The organism is Pseudomonas sp. GM49 (assembly GCF_000282355.1).
Taxonomy (GTDB): domain Bacteria; phylum Pseudomonadota; class Gammaproteobacteria; order Pseudomonadales; family Pseudomonadaceae; genus Aquipseudomonas.
In genome coordinates this window covers 1-14,779 of sequence record NZ_AKJL01000160.1, presented here as the reverse complement: position 1 = coordinate 14,779, position 14,779 = coordinate 1, and the positions used below count along the sequence as shown (strand labels likewise).

General features: G+C 61.0%; 14 protein-coding genes. 7 read left to right on the top strand and 7 right to left on the bottom strand.

The window, feature by feature from the left end; genetic code table 11:
* The first annotated feature begins 177 nt into the window (after positions 1-177).
* The 5 genes from PMI29_RS14145 (at position 178) to PMI29_RS14165 (ending at position 4,492) form a co-directional block, all read left to right on the top strand.
* Positions 178-1,335, top strand: coding sequence for a D-alanyl-D-alanine carboxypeptidase family protein (locus tag PMI29_RS14145; RefSeq protein WP_007990613.1), 1,158 nt, complete (start codon positions 178-180; stop codon positions 1,333-1,335).
* A gap of 87 nt (positions 1,336-1,422) precedes the next feature.
* Positions 1,423-1,698, top strand: a complete 276-nt coding sequence (locus tag PMI29_RS14150; protein ID WP_007990615.1) for a DUF493 domain-containing protein — start codon at positions 1,423-1,425, stop codon at positions 1,696-1,698.
* Positions 1,698-2,345: a lipoyl(octanoyl) transferase LipB gene (lipB, locus tag PMI29_RS14155; RefSeq protein ID WP_007998424.1), complete on the top strand. Its 648-nt coding sequence runs from the start codon at positions 1,698-1,700 to the stop codon at positions 2,343-2,345. The genes PMI29_RS14150 and lipB overlap by 1 nt, the downstream gene beginning before the upstream one ends.
* A gap of 25 nt (positions 2,346-2,370) precedes the next feature.
* Complete coding sequence (gene lipA / locus PMI29_RS14160) at positions 2,371-3,369, top strand: lipoyl synthase (RefSeq protein WP_162130289.1); 999 nt, start codon at positions 2,371-2,373, stop codon at positions 3,367-3,369.
* A 172-nt stretch (positions 3,370-3,541) separates the two neighbouring features.
* Positions 3,542-4,492, top strand: coding sequence for a S66 peptidase family protein (locus PMI29_RS14165; RefSeq protein ID WP_007998422.1), 951 nt, complete (start codon positions 3,542-3,544; stop codon positions 4,490-4,492).
* A 135-nt stretch (positions 4,493-4,627) separates the two neighbouring features.
* Here the strand turns inward: PMI29_RS14165 and PMI29_RS14170 are convergent, their stop codons facing one another.
* The 5 genes from PMI29_RS14170 to leuS all read right to left on the bottom strand — a co-directional run bounded on the left by PMI29_RS14170 (position 4,628) and on the right by leuS (position 10,811).
* Entirely contained in the window at positions 4,628-5,950 is a 1,323-nt protein-coding gene (locus tag PMI29_RS14170; protein WP_007998420.1) for a lytic murein transglycosylase, read from the bottom strand.
* A gap of 61 nt (positions 5,951-6,011) precedes the next feature.
* Positions 6,012-6,176: an alternative ribosome rescue factor ArfA gene (gene arfA / locus PMI29_RS14175; RefSeq protein ID WP_007990624.1), complete on the bottom strand. Its 165-nt coding sequence runs from the start codon at positions 6,174-6,176 to the stop codon at positions 6,012-6,014.
* Positions 6,177-6,434: 258 nt separating this feature from the next.
* Positions 6,435-7,472, bottom strand: a complete 1,038-nt coding sequence (gene holA / locus PMI29_RS14180; RefSeq protein WP_007998419.1) for a DNA polymerase III subunit delta — start codon at positions 7,470-7,472, stop codon at positions 6,435-6,437.
* Positions 7,473-7,511: 39 nt separating this feature from the next.
* Positions 7,512-8,117, bottom strand: a complete 606-nt coding sequence (locus tag PMI29_RS14185; protein ID WP_007998416.1) for an LPS-assembly lipoprotein LptE — start codon at positions 8,115-8,117, stop codon at positions 7,512-7,514.
* 87 nt (positions 8,118-8,204) lie between these two features.
* Positions 8,205-10,811, bottom strand: a complete 2,607-nt coding sequence (leuS, locus tag PMI29_RS14190; protein ID WP_007998414.1) for a leucine--tRNA ligase — start codon at positions 10,809-10,811, stop codon at positions 8,205-8,207.
* A gap of 281 nt (positions 10,812-11,092) precedes the next feature.
* Between leuS and PMI29_RS14195 the strand changes: the two genes are divergently transcribed.
* Positions 11,093-11,413 carry a hypothetical protein gene (locus tag PMI29_RS14195; RefSeq protein WP_007998412.1) on the top strand — a complete coding sequence of 107 codons (321 nt, stop codon included), beginning with the start codon at positions 11,093-11,095 and terminating at the stop codon, positions 11,411-11,413.
* Between the two features lie 104 nt (positions 11,414-11,517).
* Complete coding sequence (locus PMI29_RS14200) at positions 11,518-12,276, top strand: YdcF family protein (RefSeq protein WP_007998411.1); 759 nt, start codon at positions 11,518-11,520, stop codon at positions 12,274-12,276.
* Between the two features lie 167 nt (positions 12,277-12,443).
* Here the strand turns inward: PMI29_RS14200 and lnt are convergent, their stop codons facing one another.
* A complete protein-coding gene (gene lnt / locus PMI29_RS14205) occupies positions 12,444-13,967 on the bottom strand; it encodes an apolipoprotein N-acyltransferase (RefSeq protein ID WP_007998409.1) in 1,524 nt (507 codons plus the stop codon).
* A gap of 8 nt (positions 13,968-13,975) precedes the next feature.
* A partial coding sequence (locus PMI29_RS14210) for an HlyC/CorC family transporter (RefSeq protein WP_007998408.1) occupies positions 13,976-14,779 on the bottom strand: 804 nt, incomplete at its 5' end.

Here is a 14,779-nt window from a genome sequence, read left to right as displayed (position 1 = left end):
TAGAACTTGATTGACGATTCACCAGCGATTGGGGGGTGAATCAGGTTGTTGGCTCGTTGAAGAACAAAAGCCCGGCAAGGGTTACAGAGTGAGCAACTGAACACGCGATGACTCGTTAGAAAGTCATCTGATTAGTTTTGCCCTTGGGCAGTTTCCATTAGCGATTTCGAGAGACGGATGAACATCACCACCTTTGCCAAACGCCTGTTCCTGTTAGTCCCGCTGCTTCTCTCACCTGCCGCGTTCGCGGTCGAGATGATGCCTTCGCCACCACAATTGGCCGCCAAGGCCTATGTGCTCATGGATGCCAGCAGCGGCAACGTGCTGGTCGAGAACAATGGTGACCAGCGTCTGCCACCGGCCAGCCTGACCAAGCTGATGACCGCGTACATCGCGACCCTGGAAATCCGTCGTGGCCAGATCGGCGAAAACGATCCGGTGACCGTCAGCGAAAACGCCTGGCGTACCGGCGGTTCGCGGATGTTCATCAAGGTCGGCTCGCAGGTCACCGTCAGCGACCTGCTGCACGGCATCATCATCCAGTCGGGTAACGACGCCAGTGTCGCGCTCTCCGAGCACATCGCCGGTAGCGAAGACGCCTTCGCCGACCTGATGAACAAGACCGTCGCCGACCTGGGCATGACCAACACCCACTTCATGAACCCGACCGGCCTGCCGAACCCTGAGCACTATTCGTCGGCTCACGACATGGCTGTGCTGGCCCGCGCGATCATCCACGAAGACCCGGCTCACTACGCGATCTACTCGCAGAAAGAGTTCTTCTGGAACGGCATCAAGCAACCCAACCGTAACCTGCTGCTGTGGCGCGACAAGACCGTCGACGGTCTGAAAACCGGCCACACCGACGAAGCCGGCTACTGCATGGTGTCCTCGGCCGTACGTGATGGCATGCGCCTGATCGCCGTGGTGTTCGGCACTAACAGCGAAGTGGCCCGTGCCGCAGAAACCCAGAAGCTGCTGACCTACGGTTTCCGCTTCTTCGAAACCCAGACCTTCTATCAGAAGGGCGCCGAGCTGGCCCAGGCGCCTGTCTGGAAGGGCTCCACCAATCAAGTCAAGGCCGGCCTGGCTGAAGACCTGACCATGACCCTGCCGAAAGGCCAGCTGAAAAAGCTCGCTGCCAGCATGACCATGAACCCGCAACTGGTCGCGCCAATCGCCAAGGGCGACGTGATCGGTAAAGTCGAAGTGAAGCTGGACGACAAGGTAGTGCACAGCGCTGACCTGATCGCTCTGGACGCTGTCGAGGAAGGTGGTATCTTCCGCCGTATGTGGGATAGCATCCGTCTATTCTTCTACGGCTTGTTCAACTGAATTTAGTGTGCACCTGCATGGCCCCGTGCTGATCCAGCACGGGGCCATGCCCGTCGCCACGGCTTACGCTCAAGAGGCCGTTACGCCATGACCGATACCGAAGTAAAGGCGCCAAAGATCGAATTCCCGGTCACTGACTATCCCGTTAAGGTAATCAGCGATACCGGTGTGGGCAACAAGGACAAGATCATCAAGATCGTCGAGAAACACGCCAAGATCAACGATGAGCGTGTTGACGAGCGCCAGAGCAGCAACGGCAAATACACCACCATTCAGTTGCACATCGTCGCGACCGACCAGGACCAGCTGTACAACATCAACAGCGAACTGCGGGCCACCGGCTTCGTGCACATGGTGTTGTGATGTCTGGCACGCTGGGCTTTCGCGAGCTCGGCCAGATGGCTTACGAGCCGGTCTGGCATGCCATGCAACGCTTCACCAACGAACGCGGTAGTGATGCCGCCGACGAGATCTGGCTGGTTGAGCACCCTCCGGTGTTCACTCAGGGGCAGGCGGGCAAGGCCGAGCATTTGCTGCTTCCCGGTGATATTCCGGTGGTGCAGGTCGACCGTGGTGGTCAGGTGACCTACCACGGCCCCGGCCAACTGGTGGCTTATCTGCTACTGGACGTACGCAAGCTCGGGTTTGGCGTGCGCGATCTGGTCACCCGTATCGAGCAGTGCCTGATCGAGCTGCTGGCCAGCTACGGCGTGACCGCCGCAGCCAAGCCTGATGCACCGGGTGTCTACGTCAACGGGGCGAAAATCGCTTCCCTGGGTCTGCGGATCCGCCACGGTTGTTCCTTTCATGGCCTGGCCTTGAACGTGGACATGAACCTGGAACCGTTTCGACGGATTAATCCCTGCGGCTACGCCGGGCTGGCGATGACCCAGCTGAGCGATCACGCAGGATCGATTGAATTTGCCGAGGTAAGTGCCCGGCTGCGCGCGCAGCTCGTCAAACACCTCGACTATGCTGAGCAGACGACCCTGACGGGCGGAATCGACTGATATGACTACTGATGCAGTGCAAACCATGATCCCGACGCTTGATGTCACCGAGCGCCCGGCCCCGCGTCCCAAGGTTGAAGCCGGCGTCAAGCTGCGCGGCGCCGAGAAGGTTGCACGCATCCCGGTGAAGATCATTCCGACCACCGAACTGCCGAAGAAGCCGGACTGGATTCGCGTCCGCATCCCGGTTTCGCCGGAAGTCGACCGTATCAAGGCGCTGTTGCGCAAACACAAGCTGCACAGCGTGTGTGAAGAAGCCTCCTGCCCGAACCTGGGCGAGTGCTTCTCCGGCGGCACCGCGACCTTCATGATCATGGGTGACATCTGCACCCGGCGCTGCCCGTTCTGCGACGTCGGCCACGGCCGTCCGAAGCCACTGGACGTCAACGAGCCGGAAAGCCTGGCTATCGCCATCGCCGACTTGCGCCTGAAGTACGTGGTGATCACTTCGGTAGACCGTGACGACCTGCGTGACGGCGGTGCCCAGCACTTTGCCGACTGCATCCGTGAAATCCGCAAGCTGTCGCCGAACGTGCAGCTCGAAACCCTGGTTCCGGACTACCGCGGCCGCATGGACATCGCCCTGGAAATCACCGCCGCCGAGCCGCCTGATGTGTTCAACCACAACCTGGAAACCGTGCCGCGCCTGTACAAGGCTGCGCGCCCGGGCTCCGACTACCAGTGGTCGCTGACCCTGCTGCAACGCTTCAAGCAGATGATGCCGCACATTCCAACCAAGTCCGGCCTGATGCTGGGCCTGGGCGAGACCGACGAAGAAGTCATCGAAGTCATGAAGCGCATGCGCGAACACGACATCGACATGTTGACCCTCGGCCAGTACCTGCAACCGTCCCGCAGCCACTTGCCGGTGCAGCGCTTCGTGCACCCGGACACCTTCGCCTGGTTCGCCGAGGAAGGCTACAAGATGGGCTTCAAGAACGTCGCCTCGGGTCCGTTGGTACGCTCCTCGTATCACGCCGACGAGCAGGCCAAGCTGGTCAAGGCCGAGCTGATGTCGTCCTGATCGACTGTAAAACATAAAACGCCCGCAAGGTTTCAAAGCCTTGCGGGCGTTTTTTTGCCTGGCCTACGGCCGCGGCCGTTTTTTCCTGCAACCTGCGGGGCGACTGACCCTCTTCTGTTTGTCCCCGTTCCTGACTACTGTGTGTGAAGTGTTCACTCAGGGAGATTCACGGATGACCGCTCGACCGACCCACACTCTTTGCCCTCACACTCCCGTCCCGGCACTGCCGTCGGAAGGCATGATCGGCGTTATCGCACCCGCCGGTCCCGCGACGCTGGATACCGACAAGGCGCTGCAATGGATGCGTGCCCGGGGTTACTCACTGAAAGTGTATCCCGGGGTCTACGAGAAAGACGGCTATCTGGCCGGTAGCGACGAGGTGCGACTTGGCGACCTGCATGCAGCATTCGCCGACAGCGAGGTGGATGCCATCATCTGCCTGCGCGGTGGTTATGGCACGCCCCGGTTGCTCGATCGTATCGATTTCGGGTTGCTGCGCGACAACGCCAAGCCGTTCATCGGTTACAGCGACATCACTGCACTGCATTTGGCGATCAGCCGATATGCAGGTTTCGTGACGTTTCATGGGCCGATGCTCAACGCCGATCTGCTGGGTGGCAAGCAACAACCTACAGAGTTTTCCTTCTTCAACATGCTGCGAGGGCAGGTGAGGGCGGGCACAGTGCTGGCTCATCCAGTGGCCTACCCGCTGACTACGGTCGAGCCAGGCGTGGCTCATGGACGCTTGCTCGGTGGCAATCTGGCCATGATCGCCGCGACCATGGGCACGCCCTACGAGATTGACGCCGAGGGTGTCATTCTGTTGATCGAGGACATCAACGAGCCGCTGTATCGCATCGACCGGTTGCTGACCCAGTTGCGGCTGGCAGGCACGTTGCACAAGCTGCGCGGTGTGTTGGTAGGGGATGTGGCGGGTGTGGATGTGGCAGCGCTGGAGAGGTTGCTCAAGCAGACCTTCGAGCCATTGAGGATTCCGGTGCTGTCCGGATGGCGCAGCGGCCATTGCGACCCGAACCTGACGTTGCCCATGGGGGCGTTGGTGCGGCTGGATGCGGGGAACAAGGAGTTGGTGTTGGAGCAGGACGTGGTGGTCAGGCGCTAGATTTCCGCTGTCTGTCAGTCAGTCATCGTCGGATCGCCGCCCGGAGCAAGCCCGCTCCCACATTGGATCTGTGAACAACACAAACCACTGTGGGAGCGAGCTTGCTCGCGATGGCGGCATTCGCCATACGACAGACTATCGGTTACGCAAACCTTCCAGCAACTTGTGCGTCGGATAGCCATCCGCCGGCCAGCCAAACGACTGCTGGGCGCTGCGGATTGCCTTGCGAGTATTGGCGCCAATGATCCCGTCGGCGGTGCCGGCGTCGTAGTTTTGCGCACTCAACAGGTTTTGCAGCTCGATCCGCTCGGTACGGCTCAGTGGCAGGTCATCCTTTGGCCACATGCCGCTGATCAGGCCTGTGCCATTGAAGCGTTCGGACAACAGGCTCACCCCCAAGGCGTAGGACGACGAGTTGTTGTATTTGAGAATCGCCCGGAAGTTATCGAGCACCAGGAACGCCGGACCGCGATAGCCGGCCGGCAACAACAGTGCCGCGGACAGTTGCTCCGAGCCTGCCGGGACCTGGCCGCCGTTGGGTAGTGTAATGCCCAGTTGTCGCCATTCGGCGACACTCTTGCGAATCGTGCCATCGGCCAGTACGTAGTTGAAGCCGCTCGGCAGCTGGACTTCAAAGCCCCACGGCTGACCTCTCTGCCAGCCGGAGCTTTGCAGGTAGTGCGCGGTCGAGGCCAGGGCGTCGGCCGAGCTGCCCCAGATATCGCGACGGCCGTCGCCGTCGAAATCGACGGCGTGGGTGTTATAGGTGGTCGGGATGAACTGGGTCTGGCCCATGGCGCCGGCCCAGGAACCCAGCATCTTCTCGGGTTCGATATCGCCCTGTTGCAGGATTTGCAGGGCAGCAATCAATTGCGCGTGGGCGAAACCGGGGCGACGGCCTTCGTAGGCCAGGGTCGCCAGCGAGTTGATCACCGACTTGCTGCCCTGGAACTGGCCAAAGTTGCTTTCCATTCCCCACACGGCTACCAGCGCCTGGCGGTCAACGCCGTAACGCTGCTCGATGCTTTGCAGAATATCGGCGTACTGATTGATCAGCGACTGGCCTTTGCGTACCCGCAGCGGCGACAAGGCGCCGTCCAGGTATTCCCACACCGGTTTTGCGAACTCCGGTTGGCTGCGATCGGCACGAATCACACTGGGGTCGAAGCTGACATTGGCGAAAGCGCGATCAAACAGATCGGCGCGGATGCCGGCGGCCAGGGCATCCTTGCGGAAACCCGCCTGCCATTCGGCAAAGGTCTGGGTAGGCTGGATGTCGAGGTTCTCACCTGTCGGAACCACGGGCGGAACAACCGCCGGGGCGGTAGCGACAGGAAGTGTCTGAAGCGGCTGAGCGTCGGCTGCGGTCGGTTTTTCCGCACAGGCGACAAGCAAAACAAGGCTGGATGCAGCGATCAATTGGCGTAAGTGCCAACGACGGGGAAGACAAAAGGGCATGCACGGGTCCAGGGAGTACGAATCAGGTACAGACCTTACCATGTCAAAGGGGTGTTCTGCTTTACGCAGCCAGAAAGTAAGAAGCCTCCCAGCTGTCAGACTGGAAGGCTTCGCGGCGGTAACTGCCTTTGCCCTTGGCGGGGCGTTCCTGACGGCTGCGGAACAGTGGCTGGGCAATGATGGATTTGGCCTTGTTGGGGCCATGCTTTGATGGCTTTTTGCTCATGATGGTGCCTCGCAATTGAGTGGTTTTTGCGGGGCAAATCATCGGCCGAAGTTGGGGGGCTGTCTAGTCCCGTATAGAGTAGGAACATTCTGAATGGGGCGTGAGGTTGGTGTTTTGTGGCGAGGGGGCTTGCCCCCGTTGGGGCGCGAAGCGCACCCATAACCGGTGCACGCGGTAGTGCAGTTAAACCGTGTATATCGATTTTACGACGGCTTCGCCGCCGAACGGGGGCAAGCCCCCTCGCCACAGGAAAGTGGATTACTCCGCCGGCAATGTCAGACGTTGCCCGGCCATCAAGAGCGTCAACCGACTCAAGCTCATCCACGGTGAGCCGGCAGCCTGGCCCTTGATCTGCGCGTCGATGCGCTGAGCTTCGAGCAGCAGTTGCGCCCAGCGTTGTGCCGAGTAGCGTTGCAGGGCTTTGCTCATCAACGGTTTGCGTTTGTCCCAGACCGGAGGTTTGGCCTGGCTGAAGGCCTTGTCCAGCGGCGTCCCCTGGCTGTATTGCAGCGAAATATTGGCCAGCAGGCGCAACTCCCGGGCCAGGGCCCAGAGAATCACCGGCGGCTCGACGCCTTCACCGCGCAAGCCTTCGAGCATGCGCAACGCGTGGGCCGCTTCACCATTGAGTACCGCATCGGTCAGGCCGAAGACGTCGAAGCGCGCACTATCGGCCACCGCAGCCTGCACCGTTTCAACGGTGATCTGACCGCCTTCGGCCATCAGTTTGAGCTTTTCGATTTCCTGGGCGGCGGCCAGCAAGTTGCCCTCGACCCGCGCTGCGATCAGCTCAACGGCGTCCTGGCTGGCGGAAAGCCCGGCCTGGGACAATCGTTGGCGGATCCAGCTAGGCAACTGGGCGACATCGACCGGCCAGATCTGCACGAACTGGGTCTGCTGTCCTTCGACCAGCGCTTTGCCCCACTTGGTTTTCTGCGCGCTGCCATCGAGTTTCGGCAAGCTGATCAGCAGCACGGTATCGTCGGCCGGGCGCGAGCAGTACTCGATCAGTGCGGCGGCACCTTTGTCGCCGGGTTTGCCGGAAGGCAGGCGCAGTTCCAGCAGGCGCTTTTCGGCGAACAGCGACATGCTGGCACCGGCTTGCAGCAACGTCCCCCAGTCGAAACTGGCGTCGGCGGCAAACACCTGGCGTTCATCGAATCCCTGCTGACGGGCGGCTGTGCGAATGGCGTCGGCCGCCTCCTGGCACAGCAGCGGGTCATCGCCGCTGATGATGTAGACGGGCGCAAGAGCGCCTTGCAGGTGTTTGGCGAGTTGGGCGGGGGCGAGCTTCATAAGAGAGGGCGAACGGGGCGCCTGAGCGCCCCGTAAGTCTTACTGCTGCGGCAGTTCGATAGGCGACTGACGCGGGGTTTCCGCTTCAGCCTTCTTTGCCGCTTCCAGTGCCGCGGCATCAGCCTTGGCCTTGGCTTCGGCAGTCTGTTGCAACTGATCCAGCTGGCCAGGGTTCAGTTGTTGCAGGCGCAGCATCATGCGTTGAACCAGCTCGCGGCGGGCCTCCGTCCGGGCCGTTGCGGCTTCCTGGTCGGAACCCACCAGGTTGCTGCTGTCGTGCATAAAGACTTTCTGCACTTCAAGCTTGTCGCTCAACAATGGCAGATCACCGCGACCACGGATGTCGTAGTTCAGCACGGTGGTGACCTGGTACTCGCCCGTACTACTGGCGCCTGCGTAGCTGAGGATGCGCTGGCTTTCCTGCTCATTGGTCAGCACCAGTTTGTACGGTGCGCCGGTATAGACTTTGACGCCGCTACCTTCCAGTACCCGACGCAATTGGGTAACGGTTTCGCCATAGGCGTTGCGGGCACTCAGGTCGAGTTCCTTGATCGCCAGTTCGTCGGTGCCGGTGCCGCGCAGCTGGAAACCGCAGGCGCTCAACAGAACCGCGAGGCCCATCACCAGCAGATTGCGTTTGATCATCTTGTTGCTCCCCTTGAAACCATGTGGGCCGATCAAACGGCCCGAAAGGTTTTACTCGGCGCCAGGCTCACCTGGCGCCTGGTCCAATTAGCTGGCGACGATATTGACCAGTTTCCCGGGCACTACGATCACTTTACGAATGGTCAGGCCGTCGACGAAACGCAACACGTTTTCGTTGGCACGGGCGGCGGCTTCGACTTCTTCACGGCTGGCGCTGGCCGGCATTTCGATGTGACCACGCAGTTTGCCGTTCACTTGAATGACGAGCTGCAGGCTGTCCTGTACCAGCGCGCTTTCGTCCAGTGCCGGCCAGCCGGCGTCGATCACCGGGTCGGCGTGCCCCAGGCGATGCCACAGCTCGTGGCTGATGTGCGGGGTGATAGGGGCCAGCAGAAGAGTCACGGTTTCCAGACCTTCCTGGACCAGTGCGCGATCCTGTTCGCTGCCTTGTGCGGCTTTTTCCAGCACGTTCATCAGCGTCATCACCTGGGCGATGGCGGTGTTGAATTTGTGGTTCTGGCCGACGTCGTGGCTGGCCTGCTTGATAGCCTGGTGGATCGAGCGGCGAATGGCTTTCTGATCGTCGTTCAGGCTGGCAACGTCCAGTTTGCCTGGCAGGCCTTGGGTGACGTGGGCTTGAGCCAGACGCCAGACGCGCTTGAGGAAACGGTGCGAACCTTCGACGCCCGAGTCGGACCATTCCGCGCTCATGTCAGGTGGCGAGGCGAACATCATGAACAGGCGGCAGGTGTCTGCGCCGAACTGGTCGATCATCGACTGTGGGTCAACGCCGTTGTTCTTGGACTTGGCCATCTTCTCGGTGCCACCGATTTCCACCGGCAGGCCGTCTGCGATCAGCTTGGCGCTGATGACCTTGGCCTTACTGTCGCGTTCGAGTTCAACGTCCGCCGGGTTGAACCAGGTGTAAGCACCATTGGCTTCGCGACGATAGTAAGTCTCGGCGATCACCATGCCCTGGGTCAGCAGGTTCTTGAACGGCTCGTTGGAGCTCACCAGGCCTTCGTCACGCATCAACTTGTGGAAGAAGCGCGCATAGAGCAGGTGCAGGATCGCGTGTTCGATACCGCCGATGTACTGGTCAACCGGCAGCCAGTGGTCGGCCGCTGATTTTTCTACCAGGCCGCCTTGATAGTGCGGCGAGGCGTAGCGGGCGTAATACCACGAGGACTCGACGAAGGTGTCCATGGTGTCGGTTTCACGCTTGGCCGGTGCGCCGCATTTAGGGCAGGTGCACTCGTAGAACTCGGGCATGCGTGCCAGTGGCGAGCCGGCGCCGTCGGGTACGACGTCTTCCGGCAGCACGACAGGCAGTTGATCTTCCGGTACCGGCACGTCACCGCAGGTGGTGCAGTGGATGATCGGGATCGGGCAGCCCCAGTAGCGCTGGCGGCTGATGCCCCAGTCGCGCAGGCGGAACTGGGTACGCGATGCGCCCAGTTCTTTCTTGATCAGCGCGACTTCGATGGCGTCGAAGGCACCCGCGAAGTCGAGGCCGTCGAACTCGCCGGAATTGATCAGCGTGCCGTACTCGCCGTAGGCGTCTTGCCATGGCGCCGGGTTGCTGTCACCGGAACTGGTGCGCACTACCGATTTGACCGGCAGGTTGTATTTGTGGGCGAATTCGAAATCGCGCTCGTCGTGGGCCGGAACCGCCATCACCGCGCCATCGCCGTAGTGCATCAGCACGTAGTTGGCGACCCATACCGGCAGTTTCTCACCGGTCAGCGGGTGCTCGACGAACAGGCCGGTCGGCAGGCCTTTTTTCTCCTGGGTGGCGACGTCGGCTTCGGCCACGCTGCCGCCCTTGCATTCAGCGATGAACGCTTGCAGCTCAGGATTGTTCTGCGCGGCCAGGGTCGCCAGGTGGTGCTCGGCGGCCACGGCAACGTAGGTGGCGCCCATCAGGGTGTCCGGACGGGTGGTGAAGACTTTCAGTGCGCCGGTTTCGCCGATGGAATCGACGTTGTACGGGAACTGCACTTCCATGCCGCGGGACTTGCCGATCCAGTTGCGCTGCATGGTCTTGACCTGTTCAGGCCAGCCAGTCAGTTCGTCGAGGCTCTCCAGCAGCTCATCCGCGTAGGCGGTGATCTTGAAGTAGTACATCGGGATTTCGCGCTTTTCGATCAGCGCGCCGGAGCGCCAGCCGCGACCGTCGATCACCTGCTCGTTGGCCAGGACGGTCTGGTCGACCGGGTCCCAGTTCACGGTGCCGCTTTTTTTGTAGATCACGCCTTTTTCGAACAGGCGAGTGAACAGCCATTGTTCCCAGCGGTAGTAATCGGGTTTGCAGGTGGTCACTTCGCGCGACCAGTCCACCGCCAGGCCCAGGCTGCGTAACTGGCTTTTCATGTAGGCGATGTTTTCGTAGGTCCACTTGGCGGGCGCTACGTTGTTCTTCATCGCGGCGTTTTCCGCCGGCATGCCGAAGGCGTCCCAACCCATTGGTTGCAGAACATTCTTGCCTTGCATGCGCTGGTAGCGGGAGATCACGTCGCCGATGGTGTAGTTGCGCACGTGCCCCATGTGTAGCTTGCCGCTGGGGTAAGGGAACATCGACAGGCAGTAGTAAGTCTCCTTGCCTGGCTGTTCACTGACTTCAAAGGACTTTTGCTCGTCCCAGAACGACTGGGCGGCGGCTTCGATTTCACGGGGCTGATATTGTTCGTGCATGGCTACTTTTGAACTGAATAGGGGTGGCCTAATCCTCTTCAATGCAACGCTGGACGCTGATCTCGCCACATTGGCGTTTTCGATGCCCAGCCGAGCTGGAAGTGGAGTTACAGGAAGCGCCGTAGCATACATGACCGCGCTCTACCGAGGGAAACCCTGATTGCTGCCGCGCGTCCTGCAAAAACCGCCGCGAGGGCCGTTGGTCGCGGCGTTCAGCCGGATTGTTCATGGAAGCTAAGCTCTAACTGGGGAGTAGGTCTTATCTTCCAATGAGGTGAGGGATGGTTGAGTCACAGCAAAAAGCTACAAAACCGGAGCTGTACGAAAGGCTGATCGATCGGTTGGCCTTGGCCCTGGACGCGGCAAGAACCGCTGGCCGGTTGCGCGACGAACGCCCTCTGGAACTGGAACTGCGCGGCCTGAGCCCCGCAGAGTTTGCACTGGTCAAGGCATATCTGGATCGCAGTGAACGTGAAACACACGGATGCTTGTCAGAAGCGGTAAAGCAACTCGACGCACCACGTTCGGCCAAGATCATCTGGCTCAAGGACAAGGTTCCCGGCAGAGACGCGGTAAAGGTCCGGTCTTTGCATTTCAAATAGGCCGCAGAGCCATGCTCCATGATTTTTTGAAGCATAGTCCCTCTGTATTCATTGTCGCATCGCGCCAACCCACTTAGGCTTCGGGCATCTCCGGGAGATGCTCGATGCCTTTTCGTTATTTCGTGAAACAACTTCTTTTGCCACCCGGCATTCTGTTGCTGCTGCTTTTGCTTGCCTGGTGGTTGCGTCGTTCAAGACCAAGGCTTGCCAGTGTGTGCTTTGCTCTGGGGTTGGGTGGTTTCTGGCTGATGAGCCTGCCGGTGGTGGTGCAGTGGAGTGCCGGCCTGCTCGAGCGTGAGCCACCGCTGACCCGCGAGGAATGGGCGGGACTGGGGCAGCGCGCAGACGCGATCGTGGTCCTCGGTTCGGGGCGCGAGCGTGGTGACGTGGCCTGGGGTGCCGACCAGCCCACGGGTGTCGGTCTGGAGCGCCAGCGCTTTGCCGCGCGGCTGGCCAAGGCTTCCGGGTTGCCGGTACTGGTCAGTGGTGGCCTGCATTACGGCACGCCGCCAAGTGAGGCGCAGATAATGGCTGACTCCTTGCGTGACGATTTTGGCGTGAGCGTGCGCTGGCAGGAAGGGCGTAGCCGCACTACCTGGGAGAACGCGCAGTTCAGCGCCGAGGTGTTGCTTCCACAGGGCATCAAGCGTGTAGTGCTCGTGACTCAAGCCTGGCATATGCCGCGAGCGGTCTGGAGTTTCCGCAAGGCCGGATTTGAGGTGGTGCCGGCGCCAGTGGGGTTTCTGGGCGGCGACAACGCGCAGCCACTGGGGGGGTGGATGCCGGAGTTCAAGGCGATCTGGCAGAACGGGCAGTTGATGAACGAGGCGGTGGGGCAGATCGGTTATTCGTTGTTCTATTGAGGTGATGTCGGCACTGATTGATGCGGTGCCTGTGATGCCGCCTTCGTCGGATCGCCGCCCGGAGCAAGCCCGCTCCCACATTTGATTGGCGTCGTACACAAATACTGTGACCGACTTGTATCCAGTGTGGGAGCGGGCTTGCTCCGGGGGGCGATCCGACGAAGCTTTTAAACGGTCTTGGCCATCCGGCTCGCAATCAGGGCCCAGCCAAACAACAACACGCAGGCAATGAGCAATGGCCACGAACGCCATTCCAGGTATGGTGTGAGGTTGTGCATCGGCACCACTTCGCCATACAGGATGCCGCGTTCGAACTGCGGGATCTGATCGGTAATCTGACCGAACGGATTGATCAGGCCGGACACACCGTTGTTGGTGGCGCGGATCATCCAGCGGCCAGCCTCCAGTGCACGCATCTGCGCCATCTGCAGGTGTTGCAGCGGGCCGATGGAGGTGCCGAACCAGGTGTCGTTGCTGATGGTCAGCAACAGGTCGCTGCGGGCGGCAAGGCTGGCGGCGAACTCCGGATAAACCACTTCATAGCAGATGAACGGCGCGATCTGATAACCCTTGGCCTGCAGCAGCGGCTGGTCGGCCGGGCCGCGGGCAAAGTCCGACATCGGCAGGTCGAAGAATGCGATCAACCCGCGCAGCACATCCTGCAGCGGAACATATTCACCAAAAGGCACCAGTTTTTGCTTCAGGTAAGTGCCGTCGCCTTCACCGGTCACGGTGATGCCATTGAAGAAACGCTTCTCGTGGCGTACCTCCATACGGACCGGGACACCGGTAATCAGCGCTGATTTACGCTCGGCCGCGAAGCTGCCCATCATGTTCAGGTAGCCCTCGGCGGACTCCTTGAGCACCGGGATCGCCGTTTCCGGCCAGATGAGAAGATCGACGCGCCTGGAGCTGAAACTCATGTCGCGGTACAGCGCCAGTTGCGCATTGAGCTGCGCCGGGTCCCACTTCATGCTTTGTTCGATGTTGCCCTGAATGGCGGCAACGCTCAGTGGCGGGCCCGACGGGCTGGTCCAGGCGTGGTGCTTGAGTGCCATGCCGAGCAGCCAGGGGCCGACCAGCAGCAATACACCGGCAGCAATGAAGCCTTTACGCCCCGTGCGAACCAGGCGCAAGCCGTTGTAGATCAGCGCGGCCGTCAGGGCCAGGGTGAAGGAAATCAGCCACATCCCGCCGATGGGCGCGAGCCCGGCCAGCGGGCCATCGAGCTGGCTGTAGCCGGAATACAGCCACGGGAAGCCTGTCAGGAACCAGCCGCGGAAGGCTTCCTGGGCGACCCACAGCGCAGCGAAGGCGAGGGCATCGGCCAGCGGCGCTTCATTGCGGCGCAGCCAGCGCGCCCAAATCCAGGCGGGCAGGGCAAAGAACCAGGCAATCGCCGCCGTGAAGATCAACATCAGGAACCCGGCCAGCAACACCGAGGCGCCGCCGAAATGGTGAATGCTGTAGTAGATCCAGCTGGTGCCGGCACCGAACAGGCCGAAACCGAAACACCAGCCGCGGCCCAGCGCCTGGCGTGGGCTCAGCTCGCGCAGGCCCGCATAGAACAGGCCGACGGCGAGCAGTGCCAGTGGCCAGATATCGAACGGCGCCAGGGCCAGAGTGGTGATTGCACCGGCCGCCACGGCCAGCAGGTTACCGGGCCAGCCGGGGCGGGTTGTCCAGCGCATTTCAATCCTTAGCGAGCAATGGGCGTCAGGCGAAGCAAGTGAATCCGACGGCTGTCGGCGTTCAGGATGCGGAAACGGTACGGGCCGATTTCAGTGATTTCGTTACGTTTTGGCAAATGCCCGAACGCGCTCATTACCAGACCGCCAACGGTGTCGAACTCGTCGTCGGAGAATTCACTGTCGAAAAACTCGTTGAAGTTCTCGATCGGTGTCAGGGCCTTGATCAGGAAATCACCGCTGGGCAGCGGCTTGATGTAGCTGTCTTCTTCGACGTCGTGTTCGTCTTCGATGTCGCCGACGATTTGTTCCAGCACGTCTTCGATGGTCACCAGACCGGCCACGCCGCCGTACTCGTCGATGACGATGGCCATGTGGTTGTGGTTGGCGCGAAACTCGCGCAGCAGCACGTTAAGGCGCTTGGACTCCGGCACGAAGGTGGCCGGGCGCAGCAGGTCCTTGATGTTGAAGCTTTCGCCGTTCTCCTTGAGGATCAACGGCAGCAGGTCCTTGGCCAGCAACACGCCCATCACGTCATCGTGGCTTTCGCCGATCACCGGATAGCGGGAGTGGGCCGAGTCGACCACGGCCGGCAGAAACTCGCGGGGTGTCTGGGTCGCCTTGATGCTGATCATTTGCGAGCGCGGGACCATGATGTCCCGGACCTGCAAGTCAGCCACCTGGATGGCGCCTTCGACGATGGCCAGCGCTTCGCTGTCCAGCAGTTTGTTCTGGTGTGCATCGCGCAGCAGCTCCAGCAGCTCCTGGCGGTTTTTCGGCTCGTGGGCAAAAGCCTGGGTGAGCTTACCCAGCCA

Bases quoted from the DNA above. Each gene is read 5' to 3' on its own strand.
- PMI29_RS14145 (WP_007990613.1), top strand. From the start codon at position 178: ATGAACATCACCACCTTTGCCAAACGCCTGTTCCTGTTAGTCCCGCTG.
- PMI29_RS14150 (WP_007990615.1), top strand. From the start codon at position 1,423: ATGACCGATACCGAAGTAAAGGCGCCAAAGATCGAATTCCCGGTCACT.
- lipB (WP_007998424.1), top strand. From the start codon at position 1,698: ATGTCTGGCACGCTGGGCTTTCGCGAGCTCGGCCAGATGGCTTACGAG.
- lipA (WP_162130289.1), top strand. From the start codon at position 2,371: ATGATCCCGACGCTTGATGTCACCGAGCGCCCGGCCCCGCGTCCCAAG.
- PMI29_RS14165 (WP_007998422.1), top strand. From the start codon at position 3,542: ATGACCGCTCGACCGACCCACACTCTTTGCCCTCACACTCCCGTCCCG.
- PMI29_RS14170 (WP_007998420.1), bottom strand. From the start codon at position 5,950: ATGCCCTTTTGTCTTCCCCGTCGTTGGCACTTACGCCAATTGATCGCT.
- arfA (WP_007990624.1), bottom strand. From the start codon at position 6,176: ATGAGCAAAAAGCCATCAAAGCATGGCCCCAACAAGGCCAAATCCATC.
- holA (WP_007998419.1), bottom strand. From the start codon at position 7,472: ATGAAGCTCGCCCCCGCCCAACTCGCCAAACACCTGCAAGGCGCTCTT.
- PMI29_RS14185 (WP_007998416.1), bottom strand. From the start codon at position 8,117: ATGATCAAACGCAATCTGCTGGTGATGGGCCTCGCGGTTCTGTTGAGC.
- leuS (WP_007998414.1), bottom strand. From the start codon at position 10,811: ATGCACGAACAATATCAGCCCCGTGAAATCGAAGCCGCCGCCCAGTCG.
- PMI29_RS14195 (WP_007998412.1), top strand. From the start codon at position 11,093: ATGGTTGAGTCACAGCAAAAAGCTACAAAACCGGAGCTGTACGAAAGG.
- PMI29_RS14200 (WP_007998411.1), top strand. From the start codon at position 11,518: ATGCCTTTTCGTTATTTCGTGAAACAACTTCTTTTGCCACCCGGCATT.
- lnt (WP_007998409.1), bottom strand. From the start codon at position 13,967: ATGCGCTGGACAACCCGCCCCGGCTGGCCCGGTAACCTGCTGGCCGTG.